A 23,758-nucleotide genomic window follows, 5' to 3' on the forward strand; every position below is an offset into this window, starting at 1 on the left:
AGTAGGGGGTGAACGGTTTACCAGGACGGGATCTAAGTCCCACGGGCAGGGGCGTTCTACCCTGGCTACTGTAATAATAAGACCATATTAAAAATGGTCAACCAGAAATATCTAGAATTCTGGTTAACCTTATAATACGAAGGGCAGGTTAGTTGAAGACTCAGTTTCGAGATAATAGAGGATTTTGAAACGAATTTATTATTAAATCGTATGAATAATTAGATTATGCAAGTTGCTAAAGGAGGGATTATGCGTGAAAATATCCACGAAAACATTCAATTTTATAAATACCTTATCAAATGCTATTTTTATTCTAAGTATATTAGTGTTGATTTATTACAGTACGATATTGGGTGACTCGATAAAATGGGAAATGAGTATACCTATAGGATTATTAATGGTTTGCTATTTGCTTTTACTGAAATCTCCAAAAGTTAATAATTTTAACTAACAGGGCGTCCTGAAGGAATATTGAATTCGCGTTTTCCGTGAACGGGGGCGATTACTCAATAAGAGTGGTGGACCTTTTAAAACTAAATGGCAGGATAGCGAAACGTTCGCTTCCACAATACTAGAAGATTAATTGGATATAGAATTAAATAAAAATAATTAAGGCTTTCTTATAAGAAGGTGGTTTTGTTACTTTTAATGGAGATTTTATTCAGTTAGGAGGGCATATGCAAAAGAAAGCAAAGTACATAAGTAAAAGTTTGGCATTAATCGCAGTTCTATTCTGTTTGGTGGGATTATTTACTGATAGTCCCTTTTCGTGGATAAACGTATGGTTGTTTTTAGCTCCAGCTATGATAATTCAAGAGTTTATAGAGATGCCTGCAAAAGGAAAAAGTAGGATATACTCAATGGTTTCCATAGTTGCGTTTTCTCTCCTATTTGGGATGGCGGTTTTAGATTTAGTCATCGGCTGAGGGCGGTTGTGTTAGTTGAAGGTATTAAATCCAAAGTATCTCGGTTTCGAGTCTTCCGGATATGGGGGCAATTGTTCAATAAGAATATTCTTCTGTTTAAGTTGGGGGTAGTACGAGGAGAAGACCGTAAAGAAGAGGTGATTTTCTATATTTATAAGTATTTTCTTCTTATTAATGGGTGTTTGGGGAATTTCTTCACCATATTATTGGTGGTTAATCGGAGAAAGTTGGAAATCAAAGAGCGCAGATGGACCTTCTACATTTTTTATTTGGTCTACAAAAATCGCCGGGATAGTCTTTGTGTTAATAGGAATTAGCGGAATTATAGCTACCCTAATTTAACCTAACTGATGAATTAAGTAATAGAATTTTTATGATTTATCTCAACTTCGAGTCTTTCTGTAAATGGGGCTATTGCTGCACATTGGCTATCGCTTATTGAATTAATGGAGCAGAATAGTTGAACAGGAAAAGAGGAAGAATGAGGATTAAAAAGTCCTGTTGTGGATTTATTAAGGATGTGCAAATTTGTGTCTAAATTGACTACCCATAAGGAGACAAAAAGGGATAAAATTCGTTCTTTCTTTCAAAATATTTTTGAAGGGTGTATTGGTATTGGTTGCGTCATACCAATATTTTTCTCATTATTATTTGGGGGAGTTATTTTCTTTCTATTTTAATTATTGTTTAAGAAACTGGCGCGGTAGCTTAAGATATACTGCAAGATATCTCGAAATCAAGTCTTCCAGAATAGGGGGCGATTACTCAATAAGAGTTGTGGAACTTTTAAAACTAAATGGCATGATAGCGAAACGTTCGCTTCCGCAATACTAGAAGATTTATTGGCTATAGAATTAAATAAAAATAATTAAGTCTTTCTTATAAGAAGGTGTTTTCTGTTACTTTAAATGGAGATTTTATTCCGTTAGGAGGGCATATGCAAAAGAAAGCAAAGTACATAAGTAAAAGTTTGTTATTAATCGCGGTTCTATTGTGTCTAATGGGATTATTTACTGATAGGCCTTTTTCGTGGTGGATGAGTGTATGGCTGTTTTTAGCTCCAGCAATGATAATTCAAGAGTTCATAGAGATGCCTACTAAAGGAAAAAGTAGGATATACTCAATGGTTTGCATAGCTGCGCTTTCTCTCGTATTTGGGATGGCGGTTTTAGATTTAATCATCGGCTGAGGGCGGTTTTGTTAGTTGAAAATATTAAATCCAAAGTATCTCGAATTCGAGTCATCAAGAAAAGGGGGCGATTACTTAAAAAAGTGCTCGCCTTTAATACATAAAATTCACTTTATTTAACAATCTGTAAAAAGCATTATTTTTAATATAGAAGAGGTGATAAGGTGAACTGGTTGATATGGGTTCCAATAATAATAGTATGGATGTTTTCTTACATCGCTCTATTTAGAGATGATGAATAAAAAGAAGAAGTAAAGGGTGCGTGGAATTATAAACATAATGTAGTATTAGTTAGTAATCTGCTTCTATATCTCGAATTCAAGTCTTCCTGTAAAGGGGGCAATTCTTTAACAGAAGAATTGCCTTTTTATTGTTTTGGCCAGGTTAGTTGAAGACTCAGTTTCGAGATGATATTTAAAAAGTGGATGATTTTTGGAACTTTAAAAAGGGCTGTTCGTATTTTATACAAGGGTGTTGAAACCTATTTATGAAAGTGGTAGTGTGTTTTGTTATTTATAAATAGAGGCGGTGGTCATTTGAACTGGGTGATATGGGTTCCAATAATAATAATAGGGGTATTTTCTTACATCGAGCTTATAAAAGATGATGAAGAAAAGAAGAAATAAATGGAGTGTATTATTATAAACAGAATGATGCATTAGTAGTTAGTGTTCTTCTTTTATATCTCGAATTCAAGTCTTACGTTAACTGGGGCTATAGCTGCACAGTGGGAAAAGCTATCGCTTATAATCTAACGGAGCAATCAAGTTTAAAGCAGATTTTAAAGAGAAGGTGGGATAGAAATGAAAAGGAATTTGGTTATTACACAAGTAATTATTGTTACTATAATGATGGCAATAATCGTAATTGTTAATGTCCAAAATGAATATCCCTACGTGGCTGTAAATACTTTAGCTGTCATAGGTTTGGTGGTGGCTTTAATTCAAGCTTATATTCAAAGGCAATTAAAGAAAAGTGATGATTGATTAGTATGCAACTTTTACTCTCAGAAAACAATCTACATAACTCAAGACACTAAAAAGAAATTTATTCAGCCTGGAAAATAGAGTCATTTGGTTTATTAAGGTAGGTTTTCTTAATAGTTATAGTGATGGAAATGTCTCGAATTAAATTCTTCCGTTAAAGGGGGCGATTGCTTAATAAAGTCTTTTCATTAGGGTGGTATTGTGAAATTTGCCCAACACTTTATAAGATAGTCGAATTAATTAGTAGAGGAGAATAAAGGTGACTAAAACCATAGGCCTAGCTACATTATTGACCGGACAAGGTAAGCAAAAGGTGCTTGAATTTTGGAATGTTTTTGAGGAAGAATACAATTCTGTAGGCGTCCAATCTTTTGACTATCCCAACCTTGGCTTTCAAGGGGGGAGTTGTGAAGACATAAACTCTTTAATAGAGGATTTGAGAGTATTATGTAAAAAGGTTCGTTCATTTGAATTTGAAACTCAAGGAATTGGTTATTTTGAAAATACATCTAATGTAGTTTATTTAAGTGTTGATAAAAAGCACAGTCTAAAAGAATTACATAACGCTCTTAATAATCTTATGAAGAGACATTGTGACAAAGTTTTTAAGCTATATGAACCCGATAATTGGGTGCCACATATCACTCTAGCTATGCAAGATTTATCAGACGAAGACTTGAATAGATTTAAAAGTGAATATAAAAGTCTTCAAAATTTCACTCAAGAAATCAATAATATTGCGCTGGTGGAATTTAAAACTAATGGTGATGTAGAACTATTAGAAAAAATTGATATTCAGTAATAGACGAGCATTTGCTCCATTTCTTAGAATGAGTGGATTATCTCGAAACTGAGTCTTAAGCAATAGGGGGCGATTGTTCGATATGAGCAATCGTTTTTTTCCTAACGGGCAGAGCAGAATTATGGAGAAAGGTGGGTTTTAAATGACATATGGATGGCAATATGTTCCTGGCTGGTTCGTGTTGTTTGCAATTGTTATTTTTGTTTTATTTATCGTTTTTAGTCATTGGTTAACCAAGGGAAAGGCGGAGGCAACTGGAGGAGATGGAGTGATAGGAACTAAAGCAATTTATTTTGAAAATCCCATAAAGATAATGACAAGAAAAGCAGAAGTAATTGATTTGAAAACTAACTATGTAGGTTTTGTAAAAAGGGAATTTGATAATGTCTTTCAAATGTTAGCATCGTTATTTATTCCAAATTATTTTGTAGATGTTTCCAGTGAAGACGCTTATAGTGATGTACATATAAGAATACATAAGTTAAGAGAGAGAAAAGATTTGGTTCAAAGCAGATGGGAAGTAAAATTAAACACCTATGATAGTGAAGAAAAGTTTTTGATAAAAGGTGACAAGAAATTGATATCTAATGAAATTTTATCTTTTTCTTATAAAGAAGATAAATTTAGTGTTACTAAAAATGCAGATGAAAACGTGGTTTATTTTTATAAAGGTGGGAAGCAAATTGCATATATATCCACTAATGGAAAATTACCGCCTCGAAGGATAATCATCGATGCACAAGAAGGAAGTGATTTACCAATTTTATTATTAGCAAGTATATTTGAACTAATTAAATTCTATAAATAAATTTCTGTAAATAAGAAGACAACAGGATGTAAAATCAGAGTTGGTTGCTTCAGATTAGTAAAAATCACATTATAATAGGTGAGTTTTAAATCTTAATGAAATGAGGGTGGGAGATGAATATTTTCGTACCATTTATATTAACTACTTCCGTATTATTCTTGGCTTGGAAAGTAGGAAACGTCGAACAAAAAAAGGAATAATATAAAGTTTACTGACCTAGTCCCGAGCGTAAGGGAAAAGTAGGCACTTCAGCTATAAAATATTATCTTGACTTCAAGTCTTCATGTATTGGGGGCTATTGTTCAATAAGGATGATGGCGCCTCCCAGGTTCTTTAGAATAGAAAATCTTAAGGGAATTCGTTGCTGGAGGTGAAGTATGATACATAGAAAATTATTTTGGCTGGGATTCTTAATGTTTGCAGCTGGAGGTCTAGCTTTAGCTATTATGGATAATGAACTAAATGGAAGTAATCTTTTTTCTTATATTATTGCTACTATTGGGTTGCTTCTTACGGGAATATCTAAAATTGTAGAAAATAAACACTCGCCTAATAAATAGTAGGTAAATCTAGAAAATATCTTGAATTCAAGTCTTCCTGTAAAGGGGGCTTTTCTGTAATAAGATAAAATATTGTACCGGAGGGAAAATCAGTTGGATTGGTTAATATCTTGGTTTGCATTTGCAGTGGCAGTCGGGGCATATTTAGAAGCTGCTGTTAGAAATAAGAAGTTAGAGAAAAGAGTTCGAATTTTAGAAAAATATTATGAAGAAGAGAATGAGTAAAAGTTACCTTTTCAAAATAATCTTGATATCGAGTCTTAAATTGCTAGGGGTGACGGAATAAGATGTTCATTTTCCTATTTATAGCTGTTCATATATTGATCGGCTTAGTGTTGATTTATTTCAAAGGGAAATTACCAAAACCAATAACCACGTTTTCTTTTGTCTTTCTCAGTATGAGTTTCTTATATTTCGGATCAATTCTGTTAGGATAAGCATATTTATCTCAGTACTGGTTTTCATGTGTAGGGGGCTTATCTGAATTACCGAGTCCTTAAGTCCACATCTCGAGCTGTCTTTTTTTCGGTGAATTAATAATTAAAATTTTACTTACCAAAGAGGGAGACTAAGAATGAAGAAGCTAATTTTTATTATGCTAGTTACAATTGCTTTAGGAGCGTGTTCTCCACTAGGGACTCCTAATAAGGAGGAGTCTCAAAACTCAAGTAAAGATAGTACGAATCAAGTAGCAGACAAAATAGATGTAGTTCAACTTGATAAAGTGCAATTCATTTATAACAATAAAGCTTATGAGGCGAAATATAAACTGAAGTGTAAGACTTCTGCTGAATGTTCAGAGGGTAATGACTATTTCCCATTAGATAAAATAAAAAAAGAAATAAAACCAAAGAAAATTGATGCTAACATAGGCGATCAAATAGAAATTAGAATTCCAAATACTTTCCCTTCGCCTGATCAAATTTTGTATCATCAGCAACAAGGCGCTACTGGAATTCAAGAAACAGTAGATAAGAATGTTATTGAAGTCACTGGTGATAAGAGAGAGGAAATCACTTATATAGTGAATTTTAATTGGAAAAGCAACGACAACGACAATACAAAAAACATCTATTCAGTAGCTTACTATTTTGAGGTTCCCAATCCAACATAAAAGAGATAATAACGAGGCCAGTAAGTGTAAAGGGTAGCCGGTTATTATGAAATTGGAGGCTGGCCAAGTCAGTATATGTTTAGAATACCTTGAATTCGAATCTTATAGAAAAGACCAGCTATAAAATGTCAAGTAACTAAATAGATGCTTCTTGTGAACTCATTGAAATGAAATTTGGCATACCAAATAAACCTCACTTATAAAATTATAAAAACGACAAAAGTCGTTAATCTTCATTGGTTTGAGGGCGAGGGACATAGGGCGTCTGATCTCTTAAAATGGCAAAAATAATGTGTGTCAATTTACGTGCTACGGCACCTACCGCAGTACCGTGAGCCTTCCCGCGTTTGCGTAACTTCTGATAATAAAGGGATAGGGCAGGATCCTTAAAACTAGCCACGAATGCTGCTTGCCATATTGCACGTCTAAGGTAAGGAGATCCTCTTTTAGAAAGCTTCGTTTTAGATCTATTAAAGTCACCGGATTGGTGTACGGAAGCATCAAGGCCGGCAAAAGCAACTAATTGTTTTGGATGTTCGAAGCGATCAATGGAACCAACTTCACCTAAAATGACTGCCGCTGTGACATCATTCACGCCTGTTATGGTTGTTAAATAATGATTTTGACGATCTGAGAGTTCCTTTAATTCCTTCTCTATTTGACCCAATTGTTTTTCAAAAAGAGCTATTTGTTCCAGGAGAAGATGGATTTGCATTTTAAAGGCCTCTGTACCTATGGAAATACCAAAGGTATTTTGGGCACTTTCTTTCAATTGTTCAGCTTTCCAACGAGCTCTTGTAATCCCGTACCGTCCCTTACTGACACGGTAAAGGACATCGGCTAGCTTGATCTGTATCAATCTCAAGAAGGTCTTCAGGTAGGGTATAGTTTAAAAGAATTTCTGTGGAAGATAACCCAAATACATCAGAAAATACTTGTTCATATTCAGGGAAAACCTGATCTAGTAAAGCAATGATCTTACGTTTAACGTCTGAGCTTTGGTCTACCAAAGCATAACGAAGCCTCTCAAGGTGTCTGAGTTGAAGGAGTTCTTCTTGAACAAAAGGGGTCGCTTCTGGAGAGTCGATGCGAATCACTTGAGCAATTAAGTACGCATCTTTAATATCTGTTTTGGTTTTGCGAATATAAAAATTTCGTAGGGCGTCTGATTGCATAGGATTGAAAGACGTCACTTTGTATCCAAGTTGATAAAGGAAAGAAAAGAGAGATAACCAATAGTGACCTGTGGCTTCCATTCCACAAGCACAATTCTCAGGTGTCACCTGGTGTTGGTTTAAGAAATTCAGAAGCTTTTCACTACCCTTTTTGGAATTAGCAAACCGAATGGTTTTCCCAATAGGGTTCCCACTTTCATTGATTAATCCGGCTTCATGATGACGTTTTCCAATATCAATACCAAGATAAATCATCAACGATCCCACCCACATAATATTAATCAGATGAAAGGAGACCTCTTACCTTTATAGATACTCAACCTCGTTAGATATACGGCAACGATGTACCATCCAGCTCATACGAATAGTTCTATAAAGAAAGAGGTGTCAGTCTTTAGCACGAAGACAATGCTTCAAGGGGGCAGAGCGACAACCTCAATCTGATTTAACCCCATTATACCTTTGGATAAAGGTATGATGGATTTAAAAACCAGAAAAAATCTGGTTAATAATAATATACGAGGGGGCGATTGTTCAATAGAGCCTTAGCCTTTATTACATAAGCACAAGGAATATCAGGGCATTAGTCTATTTAACTAACAAAGCAGGTTATTTTAAGATGGTACGATGTATTTAAACTCCTGTCACTAAACACCAAATTGTTTTAAATGGTGGTCAAGATGCTTGTAGATTCCTTTTCCCCATTGCTCGGAAGTAAGTTTTCCGAAAAAAGGATGTGGATGATCTGCACAAGCCTCTTGTCCATTCTTTTGAAATATTATTATTTTTTGTTTCAGTTTTTCTCTTTCTATATCAAAATCTCTTTTACTTGTAATTAAAATGGTTGGAATAGTCGACATGTTGTGGTCTAAAGGTTTGTCATTATAGAAGATGGGTTTTGCAAATCTACCTACTAATAACCCTAACCAACCTCTTGGGGGTAAAGAGTATCCCATTGCGATATCTTGGAAAGCTGAGCAATGAGCTAACATTTGAGAGACATCCATTTTTCCCCACTTTGGTTGTGAATCTACATTTAAGTTTTCGATACGATTTAATATCTCATCCGTGTACGTGATCTCAAAAATATTATTCATTAGAATACTCCTTTAGTTTTTTATTTTAACCAAGAAACGCTCTTGATTATTTAATATATACTTCAATGCCAACGTAATTTAATCCTTTTATATAACGGGTGCTTTAGTTTGAAATCTGCTTCAAGATACCTCGGAAATAAGTCTTCCGTTTAAGGGGATGATAGCTGCATAGTGACTATCTCTTATTGTGCTAACAGAGTAGTTAAGATAATGATTATGGTCTGATTACCTTTCAACAACCAGCTTTATTGAATTAAAGAAGGAAATTTATTGGTGATGTAGAAATTAATATTTATGTAATTTAATGTATGTATTGGTAGAATATTGATTGAAATGTTGGCAAATGTATGTGGGTGAAATTCATCTATTTTTTGAGGGAAAAGGTGATATATATGAAAACAACCCAGTCTAAAGACGGCACAACCTTGGCGTACGATGTTTACGGTAGTGGCCCAGCGCTCATTTACATTACGGGAGCAAGCTGCCATCGCTCATTTAAGCCCATAGTGCGAGATGCCAAAATATTTGCCACAGAATTCACTGTTTACAATTATGACCGCCGTGGACGCGGCGATAGTGGTAACACACTGCCTTATACTATAGAACGTGAAATTGAAGATATCGAAGCAATGATTGATACGGCAGGCGGCAAGGCGTATTTGTATGGCCATTCTTCTGGTGCTGTAATCGCACTTGAGGCAGCACTTCGACTTGGCAACAAAGTGCAAAAAGTAACGATGTATGATGCGCCATATGTACGTGACGAGAAAGAAAAAGCCGAATACAAACAATTAAGCCAAAAAATACACAAACTTCTCGATAACGAGAAAAATGCAGAAGCAATGATTACCTTTTTAAAGGGGATTGGGATGCCCAAAGTATTTGTTTTAATGCTGCCGTTATTTCCTGGATGGAGAACTACGAAAGCTTTAGCTCCAACCCTTGCTTATGATATTACTCTAACTCAGGATATGCCACCCGTTGAACGAGCTACTCGAATTTCCATACCTACGCAAATAATCGTTGGCGAAAAAAGCCCGGCCTCAATATATGATGTTGGTCGTAGATTAACAAAGGCAATTCCAAATGCAAGGTTTGTACAACTCGCCAAGCAAGACCACATGGTTAATGGAAAAAAACTGCTGCCAATACTTTCGACCTTTTTCAAGTAATAAAAGTGGATGATTTGTGGTCTAGACTTTATAAGATCATGGATTGGAGTTTATATTAAGGTGTAAAAGGCTATCGGGACGTTATTTTAAGTTGTGCTCCAAGTTATATCGAAATCAAGTCTTCCAGTAAAGGGGGGCGATTGTTCACTTAGAGCAATCGCTTTTTTGCTAACGTGCCGAAGTGTATAGCATCAGATTTCAAGATAATTACTGTATTTAAACTAAAACTGTCTTATTTCGTAATTAGGTTAGGAGAATTAGGTGTTAATGAATAAGGAGGAAGAAAAAATGTCCTCAGTGGATAAATGCCCGAAATGTGACAATAAAGAATTAAAAAAAGGAATTGTAAATTCATCATTTGGTGTAGTACATATGTTTCCAATAGAGAATCAAAGGAGTCAATCTTCTCCAATTAGTTCGATGTATTGTGCTAAATGTGGTTATATTCTAGAGTGGTATGTAGATAATCCAGAACGACTTCAATAGAATATCAATTCTTAATAGCATATAAAATAAGTATATTTGTAAGAAAGAATATCTTGAAATCAATTCTTCACGCATCGGGGGCGTTTTCCCTAATAAGGAATCGCGCTGATATCACATATAAGGGGCAGAATAATGAACTATGTTAATAGAGACGGGATTTATTATAGGGGAGGTTGATTTTATTGAAAAAAGTAGCATACGACGACTATTACCAAGAGCTTAATTATTTTGGAAATCCATATCCAGGTCTCATTGATTTTTTCACAAATTATAAACCTAAAGGTATTGTTCTTGATTTAGGCTGTGGGCAAGGAAGAGATTCATTGTTTATTGGAGAATTAGGATACAAAGTTATGGGAATTGACCATTCAACAGTCGGGATAAATCAGCTTAATGAGGAAGCTAAAAAAAGAAATATAAACGTTGAAGGTATAGTAGATAACGTATATGATTTCCCGATATCCAAGGACATTGACATTGTATTATTAGATTCAATGTTACATTTTTATAAAAATGATTTACATAAAGAGACCGAATTTGTAAATAAAGTACTAATTCAACTCAAAGAAGGCGGAGTTTTTGTAAACTGTATTTTAAAAGGAGATGAACGTGAAAAGACTTTGAAAAAAATTATTAATGAGTCTCCATATGAATGGGAAACATTAACTGATACTTATACTGAGTACAGGGAAGTTAATGCTGAATTTCACCTACTTGCTATTAAAAAAAGGAAACAAATTGAAACGTCTAATTAAACAAACGGGAGCGATTGTTCAATAAGAGCAATCGCTTTATTGTTGAGTAATCTGTAGAAAATGTATAGTAATGTTTCTGAGTTTTTTTAGGATCTTCATTCTATTTAGGTCTTTCCAGCCTTTATTTTCCTAGTTTATGGGATTTTAATCCAAGTATGGTTTGTTTTGTAGTTCTAAGGGAACGTACTCTATTAATATACTTAGGGTGGTTATACTTTGGATAAAAGAAGTGTTGTTTTACCTATAGGAATTATTGCTACGATAATAATCTTATTTATTGGTATTACGGATTACATGGATGATGGAGGTTCTTTGCTTATTAAGTGCTTGATTGCAGTGGTTGGAATATGGATTGCAGTAAAGAATACTTTTAAGCGTAGAGGTAATAAAGAGAGTGATTAGACTCAGAACTTTGGTCGCTATTCTTTAATATTGAAATTGCTATCTTTTTACTGGTTCGGGGTAGTTTAAATGAAGACCTGTAAAGATGAAGTGAGGAAGGGTTATTTATTGATTATACTAAAAGTATTAGGACCACCTATTTTTCTTACCGGGGTAATTTTATTATTGGGTCCAATATTTGATTATAGTTTAGCAGAACGGGTAAGTGCGGTCGTTATAGCTACCTTATTTTGCTATTTGCAAATTTACTTTATGGGGAAGAAAAATAAAGAATAATTTTTACATAAAATGAACCTCTTTGTTTAATTTAACTCGATTTCAAGTCTTAATGTAAAGGGGCGATTATTCGATAAGAATAGTTGCCTTTTCTTTATTAAAGAATTGGGCAGGTTTGTGGAAACTCAATTTCAAGATACTGGTGAGTAAAAGGTTATCTCTCTATTTTGTGGTAAATATTTGATAAAATTACAAGAAAGCGCTTTATTTGAGGGAGTGTTGTCAAATGAAAGTTGGTCATCATGGTGAAGTAACCTCTGTATTAGGAAACGTAAGACGCGGAAATTTTTCCATGTCCGTTTATATATTTTATATAGATGGGATGCTGGTTGATACGGGAGCTTCGCGGATGCTTGAAGATTTTAAATCTTTCTATCAGGAAACCCCTATTGATTTTGTGAGCATTACCCATCCTCACGAGGATCACACAGGCACAGCGAAGTGGCTGCAAACAGAATTGAACATTCCTGTATATATAAAAAAAGAAGCAATTACTGGGTGTAAGGTTGAAGCAGATCTTCCTTTGTACAGAAAGCGCATATGGGGAGGGCGAGAGCCATTCTCACCTTGGCCGTTTGGTGAAACCATAGAATCTATGAATCATTCATATGAACTGATACATACACCGGGGCATGAAAAGAACCATATGGCATTATTTGATAAGGGACATGGGAGACTGTTTTCGGGAGATCTGTTCATACATCCAAAACCCAAGGTCATTATGGAAGATGAATCCGTCCCTGTTATGATTCGATCCATCAGAAACATTCTCCAATTCGATTTTCAAGAGATGTACTGCCAGCATGCAGGATACATACAGGATGGGAAATCAGCTATGAGAAAGAAACTTAGCTATCTGGAAGGGTTGAGCGAACAAGTGCAGATGCTGTATAAGAAAGGATTTACTATTGAAGAGATAAACGGAACATTATTTCCTGACGTACCGGTGATTGTGCCTCATTCGGGTTATGAATATGATTCAAAACACATGATTCGATCAATAATAGAAGAAATGTAGTTATAGCAGAGCATTTATATGGGGGGTTTAAAAATTCCTCTATAAAAGACGCTTATATATTCATATGTAAGCGTCTTTTGTATGTGGGGGTTTTCAGTTTATCTTAGTCCGCAAGATTATCCTCGAATCCACTCTCCCGGAGAGGCTGTCGTTACCAAGCAGTATGAGCTTGGTGGAAAGTCTATCTCTGTTAATAAGTGGGGATTATTTCAAAGATCCATCCTCTATATTATCTTAAACAGAAGTGTGGAATTTAACATCTATTTTATTCGCCAAAGGCTCTCCAACCCTAATAAAGGATTCGCGCTTTAACTTTTCATTAAGACTAACCTTTCTTTTTTCGAACAATAGCACAACGGTCGAACCAAAGTTAAAGAAGCCAACTTCTTCCCCTTTTTTTAGATGCGAAGTAGAATGAGATAATTGAATAGTGTTAACCCACATTGCTCCTACCTTTACGAGAGCAATATACATCCCATCATCTTGTTTTAATTCCGTAACAATTCGGTGATTAGTTGAAATTGGAGAGAGCTCTAAAGCCATTTTTTCTACAGTTATATTTGTTTTAACCATAGTTCTTACATTATGTAAATCAAAAAAAGCTACGAAGTAAATATATTTCTAATTAAAGTATCGAGGATGCCAGTTCAATAACCCCAATATAAAAAGAAGAACTTCCATGATATTGGAAGTTTTTTGCTGGGAATATCAATACAAAAAGCTAACACAGCCTTCTGGGAAAACATCTCTACAATCCGGCCAGAGAATTTCGCGACTTCCCCCCACGTCTTTTACTTTACTGGGCAGAACTACTCGTGTTTTTACGTGAAAACCTGTTTTTAACGTTTGGAAATAGGGGAAATCACGATCAATAACAGCAACTTTTTTATCAATTTTAGGATATCTGAGATATATTAGAATATCCTTCCTTTTTCATATGCTATCATGATTCTATAAGTGGTACGTTTAAAGGAGGCCCCTGCGCATGTTTACATTAAAACAAGCGATAGCTATGCGTTTAGAGAATATACTAGAAGAGAAAAAGCATCTAAGGGAAATGATCGAGAAGCTTACGGACGAACAGCAGGATTTAATACGACGCCTGGAACGTCTGGATGAGAGAAATGAGGATCCGGATACGTCCGCTATTTTAAAGACACTTGCCGAGACGGATGAAGATTTAAGGGGATACGGTGCGAATATTCCTGCTGATCTTTTAATAGAGAAAACAACAAATCATTATAAGGAAGATCAACCAAAAGAAACGTCCAAGCATGATTATATTCTGTCCACGAACTCTGAAGCCTTATCAAAAGATTCGAATAAGAGTATGAGTTATAAGGAATTGACCCGTATTCTAATTAATTATGCAAAGGAACATCATAATCAAGTGGATCATGAAGCATTTGAGCAATACTTGATCGATCACTACAAATTCACCCCGGCAAACTTCTCTCAAATTATATGGAGAGCGAGAAAGGTAGATCCTCGCTTAAGGAGTTTAATCAGCGGAAATCGCAAAATTACGATACTGGACGATAGAACATCCGAGTGAAATGGGATGGAAAAAGGCTCACGAAACTTGTACATAGGCTTTACAGAACCCCTTTTAACCGTATATGGCTTAAAGGGGTTTTTACTTTAGCGTTAGGATATGTATAAATATGGTATGTGTTTGGATGTGTCACGCTGTGCATGAGGGTGTGGATTACGGGTATCGTACTATGACATGTGTACGAGCTGATTATGACCGGAAGCGAAGGAATTGATGGGTGTGGTTTAAATTGGCTTGAAAGATTAACTTAACTCCGGAATGACTATTGTAATGTAAACAAGCAATCAGAGTTCATTATATAAACGAAGGAAAGGAGCGCTGTTTATGAGTTCCGTTATCGAAACCGATGTACTCATTATTGGAGCAGGCCCTTCAGGACTTATGGCAGCCAATGAATTACAGAAAAGAGAAGTGGATTTCATCTGTTTAGAAAAGAAAGCAGAACCCTCCGATTTGTCGAAAGCGCTGGGCATCCAGGCAAGAACGCTTGAAATGTTTGAGTTGTTAGGTATTCACAAATCTTTCTTAAAAAAGGGATATCCCGGACCTGGGGCGAAACTTCACTTAGGGGGAGAAAAACCATCTCTGGTCGAACTTTACCACATTAAAAGCAGATATCCTTATTTGTTCATTATCCCTCAAAGTGAGACAGAAGCTATTTTAGAAGATCATTTAGAATCTTCAGGAGGTACGGTCGAGCGTGAACATGAAGTGGTAGAAGTTCTCCAGTCTGATCAAGGCGTTTATGTCACTGCGAAACATGAGGGTGAACTTAAAAACTATTTTGCCAAGTACTTAATTTCCTGTGATGGGGTTCATAGTAAAGTCCGTAAAGACCTGGGTGTCGATTTTATCGGTAAAGATGAAGGGTTCACCTTTTTCCTTGGGGATGTAGATATTCCTGACTTTAACGAGATTTACATTGATATGACCCTTAACGACCACGGCGCCATCGCTTTCTTTCCTTATGCAGACGGTAGTTACCGCGTGGTAGGGATGGACCGGGCCAAGCAGGGTCTCCCCCAAAAGGATAGTCTCTCCCTGGAAGAATTGCAGGAGAGCATGAACAGGATTCTTCCTGTTTCTTATGAGGTGAAGAATCCGAAGTGGCTGACCTATTTTGGTACCGCTCACAGACAGGTTCCTAGTTATCGAACAGGGCGGGTATTCTTTGTAGGGGATGCGGCTCACATCCATAATCCTTTAGGCGGCCAGGGAATGAATCTCGGACTTCAGGACGCATCCAACCTGGGATGGAAGCTGGATGCCGTGTTAAAAGGATATGCGAAGGATTCCTTTCTTAACAGCTACCATGAAGAGCGGTCTCCCATTGGGGCAGATATCTTGAAGGAAACCTCCACGATGCTGAAGATTATCAATCTAGATGGAATTGAAGGCAAAATACGGAATTGGACAGGAAAAGCAGCTCTGACACAGAGCTGGATTGAAGGAATCGTAGCTAATCGCTTGTCCCATGTTTATAACGAGTACACGAAGACGGCTGGCAACAAAGCGCTGCGGGATTTTTCCCTTTCAAGAGGAGCTCTTCAAGCGGGAAAACGAATTCCGGATCACTTGTTATTCTTCGATGGAACGAATGATGAAAGACTGTATCCGCTTATTCAAAAACATGGGTACCTCTGCTTTATTTACATTGACGCTCAGAACCAGGAGTTAATCGACTATGCCTACGCTTTTTATGAGAAAGTAAAAGAAAAATACGCGAATTTATTCAAGATCTTCCTCGTTGCGAAGGGCGGTACCGTCAGAACCGATGGGGACGAACTTCCGATTATCTACGACGTTCATCGGGACTTGAAAAAGGGACTCGGGATGGAAAAAGGCAACACGTTAATTATTCGTCCTGACGGTCATGTTGCCTTTCATGAAACGTCGACCGATGCGGAAGCCATGATGGACAAACTTGCTCGATTTTTTAGTTAGACTGCTAAATAAGCCGGTACAACTGTTAAAAAGTGTGCCGGCACTTACATAAGGCTCAGTTTCAAAAAAATAGAAGAGCATTCTATATGTCCGGATAGATCTACTGTCTCTTAATCTTATCCTTACTTTTATAATTGGCTGGATTGATGCTGTCCCATAGGTACCTGGAGATAGGAATACTTAACATTCTTTAAATGATTCTGAGCCTTAAGAGTACGGTGTATAATAGAAACCAATGAAAGTACCAAGGTTTGAAGCTTCCATAAAATAATGAGGTGGTTATATGCTGAGGGTTATGAGAGTTATTCTGGCTATTATAGTCGTTTGCCTTTCCAGTTATGCATTACTAATCGATGAATCTGCTTATCTACTTCCATATTTAATGATGTTGTTAGCCTCCCTTTCGTTAGTCATGGGGCTCGAAGAATTTAAGAAAACACGCAATTCCTTAATGGGCTATATATGTATTGGCACATCATTATTGTGTCTTTCTACTATTGTAGGTTCTTTTTAGCGAGGTAGGACATTATATTAGAAAAAATAATAATGTGTTCATTTTCTATAATGGGAAATGGGTTTTTGGAAGGTCTGGCTTTGAAACCTTCTCCCTGTTTGCCGATAAAATAATCCTCTAGTTAGAAACTAGAGGATAAAAAAATGATTAGCTGGACTTCTTCCAATAAGCGGCATCCTTATTAGAGCGAGTTGGAGGGAAAGTGTCTCCGTTACTCAGTTCAATATGTTTTTCATCTTCCGTTACGTTATTCTCATTTCCTTCATTTACTAAACCATCAAATTCATACGTACCCTTTTCAGGTGCTTTTTCTCCAGTCTTGAAACGATCTGCCATAATTGAAAACTCCTTTTTAATTTATTATTCTTACATAGCAAATGTACCCCTTACCAGGAACTTAAAACCCATTTTATCCATTTTTTTCTAGATGGATGTGCTTCGAAAATTTATGAGTAAAAAGCTATGTGCAACCCCCTTATTCGAGAAGCTGAGAGCACTGCGGACTGCGCGCAAACCCTCATAAGATAGTGCTGCGACTTTAAACTTTCAGTAGTCCATTTCTAAAGCGAGGAATTTCTGTCCCCCTATGTAAAGAAGAAAAGGTTATGGTTTGTTTTTATCATTCATCGGCAGAAGACTCCCTCTTCAAGCGCCGTGTCGAAGACCGGTGGAAAGGGGGAGATGAATGCCGTCGCCGTAAGGCGAATGCCTTTGAATATTCTCCCTTCCGTGATATCCTAAAGTAAGAACGTACGTTCCTGATTAGGAGGTGGAAAGGTTGAAGCATAAAGCGTATAATTTTCGTATCTATCCAAATAAAACCCAAGAATCGCTCATCGCTAAGACAATCGGTTGCGCTCGTTTTGTCTTCAATCATTTCCTCTCCGAATGGAGCAGTACCTACAAGGAAACCGGAAAAGGTTTGAGTTACGCTACTTGTTCCAAACAACTACCCAAGCTTAAAAGAGAATTCCTTTGGTTAAAGGAAGTGGATAGCACGGCCATCCAAACGTCGGTCAAACATCTTTCTGACGCTTATGAACGGTTTTTCAAAAAGCAAAACCAAGCTCCACGGTTCAAATCAAAGAAGAACAGAGTCCAGTCCTACACCACAAAATGCACAAACGGAAATATTGCCATCCAGGATCGCAAAATCAAGCTGCCTAAGCTGGGGCTTGTGAGATTTGCCAAGAGCCGTGAAGTGAAAGGTCGCATCTTGAGTGCGACGGTTCGCCGCAATCCGACCGGAAAATATTCTGTATCCATTCTTGTTAAAACAGATATTCAGGAACTTCCTAAATCCAACACTTATGTTGGCATTGATCTCGGATTGAAAGACTTCGCTGCTCTCTCGAATGGCACCACCTATCAAAACCCACGATACCTACGTAAGACCGAAAAGAAACTAGCAAAAGCTCAACGTATCCTTTCCCGAAGGGAAAAGGGATCTTCGAATTGGCATAAGCAACGTATTAAAGTAGCTAGACTTCACGAGAAGATAGCGAACTCCCGCAAAGATTATCTGCATAAGATTTCTACCGAAAACGATCCAAATCGATTAGTGATGTGAGCTGGTCGATGTTCACGTCTATGCTCGAATACAAAGCAAAGTGGTACGGGAAGCAGTTGGTAACCGTGTCGAAAGTTTTTGCGAGTTCACAGCTGTGTTCCAAGTGCGGATACCAGAACCGTGAGGTGAAGAATCTCGCTGTTCGAACGTGGGATTGCCCAAATTGCGGCTGCCACCACGACCGCGACCTAAATGCGAGCTTCAATATATTGAAGGAGATTCAAAGAATCCTTACAACCGTCGGTGCGACGGGGTTAGCCTAATCATTTGAACGAACCGTTAGGTTCGTGCTCTTAGGAATCCCCCAACTTCAAGGAGTGTCAGCGAGTAAGTGGGGGTAGTTCAATAGAAATCACTATTCCTGTTTTCTTGATAACGCAATGTTTTTTTAGGCTGTGGAAGACGGGGGCTGTGGTAGATATAACGTATCTAGATTCCATTATTAAAAAACAATTTAAGACTAAAAAAGTCAAACCTGAAAATCTGTCACCATATATGAAATTTGGTGCATTATGTAAATGAGAATACTGCATTACAATAATAATGTAAACGCTTTACCACTAAAGAAGAGGGGGATGAGGCATAAGAGACCATTGGTTTTCATTTTGGAGTGAAGGCAAATGAACTCGTTTTTTAGCGAATGAATGTAAGGGTTTTCAATTATTTGTCTATCTGTTCAGATTGCGTGCTTACTATGCAAGAGGTGTTCAAATATGGTAACCATTTACCAGATTGCAAAGGAAACAGGATATTCGGCAGCTACAGTATCAAAGGTACTAAACAATTATAAGAGTGTAAGTTTGAAAACGAAGAAAACCATATTAGAGGCTGTAGAGGAATTAGGATATCTACCAAACTTACATGCCCGATCATTAACAACGAAGAAATCCTGGATTATTGGTGTAGTATTCGATGAATCACAAGGGGTAGGAATGAATCATCCATTCTTTAAAGCCGTCATCGAAAGCTTTCGGCAGTATGTAGATGCCGAAGGGTACGATCTGCTTTTTGCTTCAAGGAGTATAAGAAATAAGCAAACAACTTATCTCGATTACTTCAAGTACCGCGGGGTCGATGGGGTTATCATTGTTTGCTCGGCATATGAAGATGAGCAAGTAAGAGAGTTAATGAACAGTTCACTACCATCCGTTGTCATTGACCTGCCAGGTGCGACTTCCAGTGTCGTCTATTCAGATAACATTCGAGGAAGTATAGAAGCCGTACAGTATTTGCACTCATTAGGTCATCGTAAAATTGCTCATATTTCAGGCCAACTATCCACTTTCGCTGGGAAACAAAGGCTTAAAGGATATATGGAGGCTATGAAATCCCTCCACTTATCGGTCCCAGAAGAGTACATTATGGTTGGAAGTTTCTTATCAAGAGACAGTGGACAAGAAGCTATGGGGAACCTATTAAACATAACGGACCCACCCACAGCTATCTATGCAGCAGGAGATAATTTGGCAATTGGGGCTATTCAGGCAATTCGGGAGGCGGGGTTTGAGGTGCCTGGGGATTATTCGGTGATTGGTTTTGATGATATCGATATCTCTCAAGTGCTTTACCCATCCTTAACGACCCTTAGACAGCAAACTGAATTAATCGGTGTAAAGTCTGGGGAGCTCTTACTCTATCAAATCCATGCAAAGCAAAAAGATGTGAAGAGTATTGTTGTTCCAGTTGAACTTATGATTAGAGGTTCATGCAGAAGTATTTAATCACACAAACTAACGTAATATCATCGAACTCATATATTTTTTATTCAAAATCGAAACCGGTTTAGTGAATTTGGTAGAAAAAGACTGAAGTGTCTTTCTAACTATAACATCGTCAAACTAATAGGAGGTAGGGGAAATGAAAAAGTTTTTAAGTATGATGCTTATCCTTGTTTTACTAGTAGGATTTGTTGCTGGATGTTCTTCCAATACGGCATCCTCAAATGAAGGAAAAGACTCAGGTAAAAAAGGAGATGACGTCCTGAAGGTCTGGTCCTTTACAGATGAACTGAAGGAGCCTATTAAGACCTTTGAAGAAAGACATGGTATGAAGGTAGAGTTAACTATTATACCAATCGCTGATTATCCAACAAAGTTGAAGCCAGTTTTGGAAAGTGGTGTTGGAGCACCTGACGTATTTACTGGTGAAATTGCTTTCTTAAAAGAGTGGACGGAACGCGATTATTGGGAAAATCTATCAGCTGAACCCTATAGCGTAGATAAGTGGAGCGAAGATTACGTACCATACGTCTTTGATTTAGGCAAAGACTCAGAAGGAAATGTTAAAGCCCTATCATGGCAAACAACGCCTGGCGGAATTTTCTACCGTCGTAGTATTGCGAACGAAGTATTAGGTACAGATGATCCGAAAGAAATCGGAGAGATGATGTCTTCATGGGACGGTATGTTTAAAGTAGGAGACAAGTTAAAAGAAGAGGGCTATCGCCTGTTCCCGGATGAAGGCGCTATTCGCTGGTTCTCTAAAAGTGAAGACCCACAGCCATGGGTTAATGAAAATAATGAGTTAATTATGACGGAAGCAAAGCTGAACTATTTTGATCATGCGAAGAAACTTCGTGAAAAAGATTACACAGCGTTTGCTCCAGAATGGTCTCCATCCTGGGTTGCTTCTATGAATGGTCCCATTGCCTATAACGGTGGCTGGGATGAGGTGAAAGAAGATTCAAAGGATAAGACGGAAGTATTCTCTTATGCCCTGCCAACGTGGGGATTGCACAGTGTACTTAAGTTAAATGCGGAAGATACAGCTGGAGATTGGGCGGTTACATCGGGTCCATCACCATATTTCTGGGGTGGAACTTGGTTAGGAATTTATAGTGGTTCTAAAAACAAGGAAATGGCTTGGGAATTTGTGAAAATGATGACGCATGACGAAGAGTTTTTGACAGATTGGGCGAAAGATACCGGCGATGTACTATCTTATCTTCCAGTTACAAACAAAATTAAAGATGATTTTAGCGAACCATTCTTAGATGGACAAAACAATTACGAGTTCTTCCTGGAGGAAGCTAATAAAATTGAATCTGGCATCGTAACCGAGTACGACCAGCAAATAGATACATTACTAGGTTCAAAGGTTCTTGAATATGTAGATGGAAAACTCACCAAAGAAGAAGCGATTGAAGAGTTTTACAAAGCAGTTGAAAATGCTTATCCAATGATTAAAACGCCAAAATAAACACAAAAGGAGGAGAGGATAGAAATATTCTACCCTCTCCCTTTTATCCATTACGTGAGTGTTTCATGGATGACATAACATGAAAGAACATTGGTATCCCCAATTGTATGGAGACACCCTTGTAAGTATAAAGGAAGAAGGTGTACACGTTGAAGAAATTAGATCATAAAGGATACTATTTTATCGCTCCATTCTTTATCATTTTCCTCATATTTAACATATACCCTGTTTTATTAACTTTTTACTATACGTTTACCCATTATGAAGGCTATGGTTCCCCTAAATTTATCGGCTTAGCGAACTACGCTCGTATCTTTACGGACACACAATTTTTAGAAGCTTTTATGAACACATGGAAGATCTGGGGGTTCAACTTTGCTCTACAATTAGGAATTGCCTTATTTCTGGCAGCTTTATTCTCTGATCTTCGCTTTAGAATTAAAGGTCTTGGATTTTTCCGAGCCATCTTCTATTTGCCGAACTTAATTACCATAAGTTCCGTTGCTATTCTATTTAATATCATGCTTGATTGGCATTATGGATCGGTTAACCAATTTCTAATGAATATTGGGTTGATTTCAGAGCCAATTAACTGGTTGAATCAGCCATTTACAGCTCAGGTATCTGTTTCCCTTATCTTAACGTGGATGTGGTTTGGTTACACCTTTATCGTATTAATGGCAGGGGTTTCGGGGATTTCAAAAGAGTATTACGAAGCTGCTTTAATCGATGGTGCTAACAGAATGCAAACTTTCCTTTATATCACGTTACCATTATTAAAACCTATTATGTTGTATGTTATGATCACTTCTCTTATCGGTGGATTGCAATTGTTTGATTTACCGATGCTGTTAACAGACGGACTCGGTAACCCTGAAGGGGCCTTAAATACAATGGTTCTTTATCTATACAATCAAGCGTTCCGTTATAACAACTATGGATATGCAGCAACCATTGCGTATATGTTGTTCTTGATCACAGTGGTGTTCTCAGCGATAACCTTTAAATCGATGTACCGTGAAGTAAAAGGTGCTAAGGCTACCAGTAAATCCAAAAAACGCAAAGCAAAAAAGGCGAAGAAGAGAGGGAATGTGCATGTATATGAGAAGGTATCTAAACAAAACACTTATATATAGTCTCTTGATTCTATTAGCGGTTATTAGCTTTATTCCATTTTACATGATGATCGTTAATGCCACTCGAGAAACTAAGGATATCATTATGGGATTTTCTTTCCTTCCAGGAAATGCATTAATCGAAAACTACAAAACTATGATGGATTACGTCAACATTTGGGCTGGTTTTAAAAATAGTTTAATCGTTTCTGTGACCGTAACAGTATTAAGTGGCTATTTTTCTGCATTAACGGCATTTGGATTTGCTGTTTATAATTTCAAAGGAAAAAATAAATTGTTTATCTTTATGCTGCTTATGATGATGGTCCCAGGACAACTAGGGCTAATTGGATTTTACGAGTTGAATAAGGCACTAGGTTTTCTAGACACCTTCATTCCACTTATTGTCCCGGCTATTGCTAGTCCGTTTGTGGTGTTTTTCTTAAGACAATATCTTGCTTCGACTCTGCATCCTTCCCTATTGGAGGCAGCTCGTATGGATGGAGCAAGTGAACTTAAAATTTTCCATACGATTGCCCTACCGATTATGATGCCAGCGGTAGCTACGATGTCCATTTTTACTTTTATCGGCTCATGGAACAACTATATCTTGCCTTTGGTTGTTATTTTCTCACCAGAAAAATACACCCTGCCTGTATTAATGGGATTCTTGAAAGGTTCTCAAGTAGCCCAGAATCTAGGCTCTATGTATCTAGGGATCGCTATTTCTGTTGTCCCAATCATGATTGCATTTCTATTCTTCTCTAAATATATCATTAGTAGTATATCCGCAGGGTCAGTTAAAGGATAAGATATGTTACAATGTTATCGAAACCGCTTTCGTATAAATTTTGATAAAAAGAAAGAGGGGGTGAAGGATGATTACCTTCACCTTATTTCTACATAAGAAAAAGGCTTTTGCTACATTTACAAAAGATAGTGAGCTGGTAGCATATGTGAACTATTCGGAATACGCGAAATCAAGCTATCTTTTGAAGGGCGGGTTCATTGTGTTGGAGAAGTGGCAGAGGGCATGAGGCTCGCAGGTTTTTAGTATTGACCATATTATTATAAAGCCATTCAAGAATAGAGAGGG

The 23,758-nt window shown here is 37.1% G+C and carries 27 protein-coding genes and 2 pseudogenes; 25 read left to right on the plus strand and 4 right to left on the minus strand.

Annotated elements, in window-relative coordinates; translation table 11 throughout:
• Positions 1-677 precede the first annotated feature (677 nt).
• The 9 genes from ACTWP7_RS12425 to ACTWP7_RS12465 all read left to right on the plus strand — a co-directional run bounded on the left by ACTWP7_RS12425 (position 678) and on the right by ACTWP7_RS12465 (position 6,385).
• On the plus strand, positions 678-926 hold the full coding sequence (locus tag ACTWP7_RS12425) for a hypothetical protein (protein WP_443123448.1): 249 nt from the start codon (positions 678-680) through the stop codon (positions 924-926).
• A 159-nt stretch (positions 927-1,085) separates the two neighbouring features.
• On the plus strand, positions 1,086-1,268 hold the full coding sequence (locus ACTWP7_RS12430; protein ID WP_443123594.1) for a DUF6199 family natural product biosynthesis protein: 183 nt from the start codon (positions 1,086-1,088) through the stop codon (positions 1,266-1,268).
• Positions 1,269-1,863: 595 nt separating this feature from the next.
• Positions 1,864-2,115, plus strand: a complete 252-nt coding sequence (locus ACTWP7_RS12435; RefSeq protein WP_014642733.1) for a hypothetical protein — start codon at positions 1,864-1,866, stop codon at positions 2,113-2,115.
• A gap of 803 nt (positions 2,116-2,918) precedes the next feature.
• On the plus strand, positions 2,919-3,101 hold the full coding sequence (locus ACTWP7_RS12440; protein ID WP_443123449.1) for a hypothetical protein: 183 nt from the start codon (positions 2,919-2,921) through the stop codon (positions 3,099-3,101).
• A gap of 259 nt (positions 3,102-3,360) precedes the next feature.
• The gene (locus tag ACTWP7_RS12445; protein ID WP_443123450.1) at positions 3,361-3,903 is read left to right on the plus strand and encodes a 2'-5' RNA ligase family protein; all 543 of its coding nucleotides are present in this window, start codon (positions 3,361-3,363) and stop codon (positions 3,901-3,903) included.
• A 142-nt stretch (positions 3,904-4,045) separates the two neighbouring features.
• The gene (locus ACTWP7_RS12450) at positions 4,046-4,711 is read left to right on the plus strand and encodes a tubby C-terminal domain-like protein (RefSeq protein ID WP_443123451.1); all 666 of its coding nucleotides are present in this window, start codon (positions 4,046-4,048) and stop codon (positions 4,709-4,711) included.
• A gap of 377 nt (positions 4,712-5,088) precedes the next feature.
• A complete protein-coding gene (locus ACTWP7_RS12455) occupies positions 5,089-5,271 on the plus strand; it encodes a hypothetical protein (protein WP_443123452.1) in 183 nt (60 codons plus the stop codon).
• Positions 5,272-5,364: 93 nt separating this feature from the next.
• Entirely contained in the window at positions 5,365-5,496 is a 132-nt protein-coding gene (locus tag ACTWP7_RS12460; protein ID WP_443123453.1) for a hypothetical protein, read from the plus strand.
• 349 nt (positions 5,497-5,845) lie between these two features.
• On the plus strand, positions 5,846-6,385 hold the full coding sequence (locus ACTWP7_RS12465) for a hypothetical protein (RefSeq protein ID WP_443123454.1): 540 nt from the start codon (positions 5,846-5,848) through the stop codon (positions 6,383-6,385).
• A gap of 226 nt (positions 6,386-6,611) precedes the next feature.
• Here ACTWP7_RS12465 and ACTWP7_RS12470 read toward each other — a convergent pair.
• Together ACTWP7_RS12470 and ACTWP7_RS12475 are read right to left on the minus strand one after the other, a co-directional pair.
• A pseudogene (locus tag ACTWP7_RS12470) lies at positions 6,612-7,815 on the minus strand (IS110 family transposase).
• 392 nt (positions 7,816-8,207) lie between these two features.
• Complete coding sequence (locus ACTWP7_RS12475) at positions 8,208-8,657, minus strand: DUF1569 domain-containing protein (protein WP_443123455.1); 450 nt, start codon at positions 8,655-8,657, stop codon at positions 8,208-8,210.
• Positions 8,658-9,049: 392 nt separating this feature from the next.
• Here ACTWP7_RS12475 and ACTWP7_RS12480 point away from each other — a divergent pair, with 392 nt between their 5' ends.
• From ACTWP7_RS12480 to ACTWP7_RS12505, 6 genes are all read left to right on the plus strand, one after another.
• A complete protein-coding gene (locus tag ACTWP7_RS12480) occupies positions 9,050-9,829 on the plus strand; it encodes an alpha/beta fold hydrolase (protein ID WP_443123456.1) in 780 nt (259 codons plus the stop codon).
• A 668-nt stretch (positions 9,830-10,497) separates the two neighbouring features.
• Positions 10,498-11,070 carry a class I SAM-dependent methyltransferase gene (locus tag ACTWP7_RS12485; RefSeq protein ID WP_443123457.1) on the plus strand — a complete coding sequence of 191 codons (573 nt, stop codon included), beginning with the start codon at positions 10,498-10,500 and terminating at the stop codon, positions 11,068-11,070.
• Positions 11,071-11,286: 216 nt separating this feature from the next.
• A complete protein-coding gene (locus ACTWP7_RS12490; protein WP_014642764.1) occupies positions 11,287-11,472 on the plus strand; it encodes a hypothetical protein in 186 nt (61 codons plus the stop codon).
• Between the two features lie 69 nt (positions 11,473-11,541).
• Positions 11,542-11,748, plus strand: a complete 207-nt coding sequence (locus ACTWP7_RS12495) for a hypothetical protein (RefSeq protein ID WP_443123458.1) — start codon at positions 11,542-11,544, stop codon at positions 11,746-11,748.
• Positions 11,749-11,974: 226 nt separating this feature from the next.
• Positions 11,975-12,766 carry an MBL fold metallo-hydrolase gene (locus ACTWP7_RS12500; RefSeq protein WP_443123459.1) on the plus strand — a complete coding sequence of 264 codons (792 nt, stop codon included), beginning with the start codon at positions 11,975-11,977 and terminating at the stop codon, positions 12,764-12,766.
• Positions 12,767-12,847: 81 nt separating this feature from the next.
• The gene (locus tag ACTWP7_RS12505) at positions 12,848-13,078 is read left to right on the plus strand and encodes a phosphatidylserine decarboxylase (protein WP_443123460.1); all 231 of its coding nucleotides are present in this window, start codon (positions 12,848-12,850) and stop codon (positions 13,076-13,078) included.
• Here the strand turns inward: ACTWP7_RS12505 and ACTWP7_RS12510 are convergent.
• Positions 13,001-13,381 (minus strand): phosphatidylserine decarboxylase, encoded by a 381-nt coding sequence (locus tag ACTWP7_RS12510; protein ID WP_443123595.1) that lies wholly within the window; start codon positions 13,379-13,381, stop codon positions 13,001-13,003. The genes ACTWP7_RS12505 and ACTWP7_RS12510 overlap by 78 nt on opposite strands.
• A gap of 370 nt (positions 13,382-13,751) precedes the next feature.
• Here ACTWP7_RS12510 and ACTWP7_RS12515 point away from each other — a divergent pair, with 370 nt between their 5' ends.
• The 3 genes from ACTWP7_RS12515 (at position 13,752) to ACTWP7_RS12525 (ending at position 16,779) form a co-directional block, all read left to right on the plus strand.
• Positions 13,752-14,321: a hypothetical protein gene (locus tag ACTWP7_RS12515; protein ID WP_443123461.1), complete on the plus strand. Its 570-nt coding sequence runs from the start codon at positions 13,752-13,754 to the stop codon at positions 14,319-14,321.
• A gap of 324 nt (positions 14,322-14,645) precedes the next feature.
• Complete coding sequence (locus ACTWP7_RS12520) at positions 14,646-16,265, plus strand: FAD-dependent monooxygenase (protein WP_443123462.1); 1,620 nt, start codon at positions 14,646-14,648, stop codon at positions 16,263-16,265.
• 283 nt (positions 16,266-16,548) lie between these two features.
• The gene (locus ACTWP7_RS12525) at positions 16,549-16,779 is read left to right on the plus strand and encodes a hypothetical protein (protein WP_443123463.1); all 231 of its coding nucleotides are present in this window, start codon (positions 16,549-16,551) and stop codon (positions 16,777-16,779) included.
• A gap of 147 nt (positions 16,780-16,926) precedes the next feature.
• On the opposite strand, the gene ACTWP7_RS12530 is transcribed toward ACTWP7_RS12525, so the two are convergent.
• Complete coding sequence (locus ACTWP7_RS12530) at positions 16,927-17,115, minus strand: YjzC family protein (protein WP_443123464.1); 189 nt, start codon at positions 17,113-17,115, stop codon at positions 16,927-16,929.
• A gap of 269 nt (positions 17,116-17,384) precedes the next feature.
• Here ACTWP7_RS12530 and ACTWP7_RS12535 point away from each other — a divergent pair, with 269 nt between their 5' ends.
• The 7 genes and pseudogenes from ACTWP7_RS12535 (at position 17,385) to ACTWP7_RS12565 (ending at position 23,699) form a co-directional block, all read left to right on the plus strand.
• On the plus strand, positions 17,385-17,525 hold the full coding sequence (locus tag ACTWP7_RS12535) for a hypothetical protein (protein ID WP_443123465.1): 141 nt from the start codon (positions 17,385-17,387) through the stop codon (positions 17,523-17,525).
• Positions 17,526-17,548: 23 nt separating this feature from the next.
• Positions 17,549-18,612: pseudogene (locus ACTWP7_RS12540) on the plus strand (RNA-guided endonuclease TnpB family protein).
• A gap of 450 nt (positions 18,613-19,062) precedes the next feature.
• Complete coding sequence (locus ACTWP7_RS12545; protein ID WP_443123466.1) at positions 19,063-20,070, plus strand: LacI family DNA-binding transcriptional regulator; 1,008 nt, start codon at positions 19,063-19,065, stop codon at positions 20,068-20,070.
• A 136-nt stretch (positions 20,071-20,206) separates the two neighbouring features.
• Positions 20,207-21,547 carry an ABC transporter substrate-binding protein gene (locus tag ACTWP7_RS12550; RefSeq protein WP_443123467.1) on the plus strand — a complete coding sequence of 447 codons (1,341 nt, stop codon included), beginning with the start codon at positions 20,207-20,209 and terminating at the stop codon, positions 21,545-21,547.
• A gap of 149 nt (positions 21,548-21,696) precedes the next feature.
• The gene (locus ACTWP7_RS12555; RefSeq protein WP_443123468.1) at positions 21,697-22,683 is read left to right on the plus strand and encodes a carbohydrate ABC transporter permease; all 987 of its coding nucleotides are present in this window, start codon (positions 21,697-21,699) and stop codon (positions 22,681-22,683) included.
• Entirely contained in the window at positions 22,649-23,473 is an 825-nt protein-coding gene (locus ACTWP7_RS12560) for a carbohydrate ABC transporter permease (RefSeq protein ID WP_224895111.1), read from the plus strand. Before ACTWP7_RS12555 ends, ACTWP7_RS12560 begins: the two co-directional genes overlap by 35 nt.
• Positions 23,474-23,540: 67 nt before the next feature.
• Positions 23,541-23,699 carry a hypothetical protein gene (locus ACTWP7_RS12565; protein ID WP_443123469.1) on the plus strand — a complete coding sequence of 53 codons (159 nt, stop codon included), beginning with the start codon at positions 23,541-23,543 and terminating at the stop codon, positions 23,697-23,699.
• Positions 23,700-23,758 lie beyond the last annotated feature (59 nt).

The sequence above is a fragment of the Halobacillus sp. B29 genome, from assembly GCF_052246755.1.
Lineage (GTDB): Bacteria > Bacillota > Bacilli > Bacillales > Halobacillaceae > Halobacillus > Halobacillus halophilus.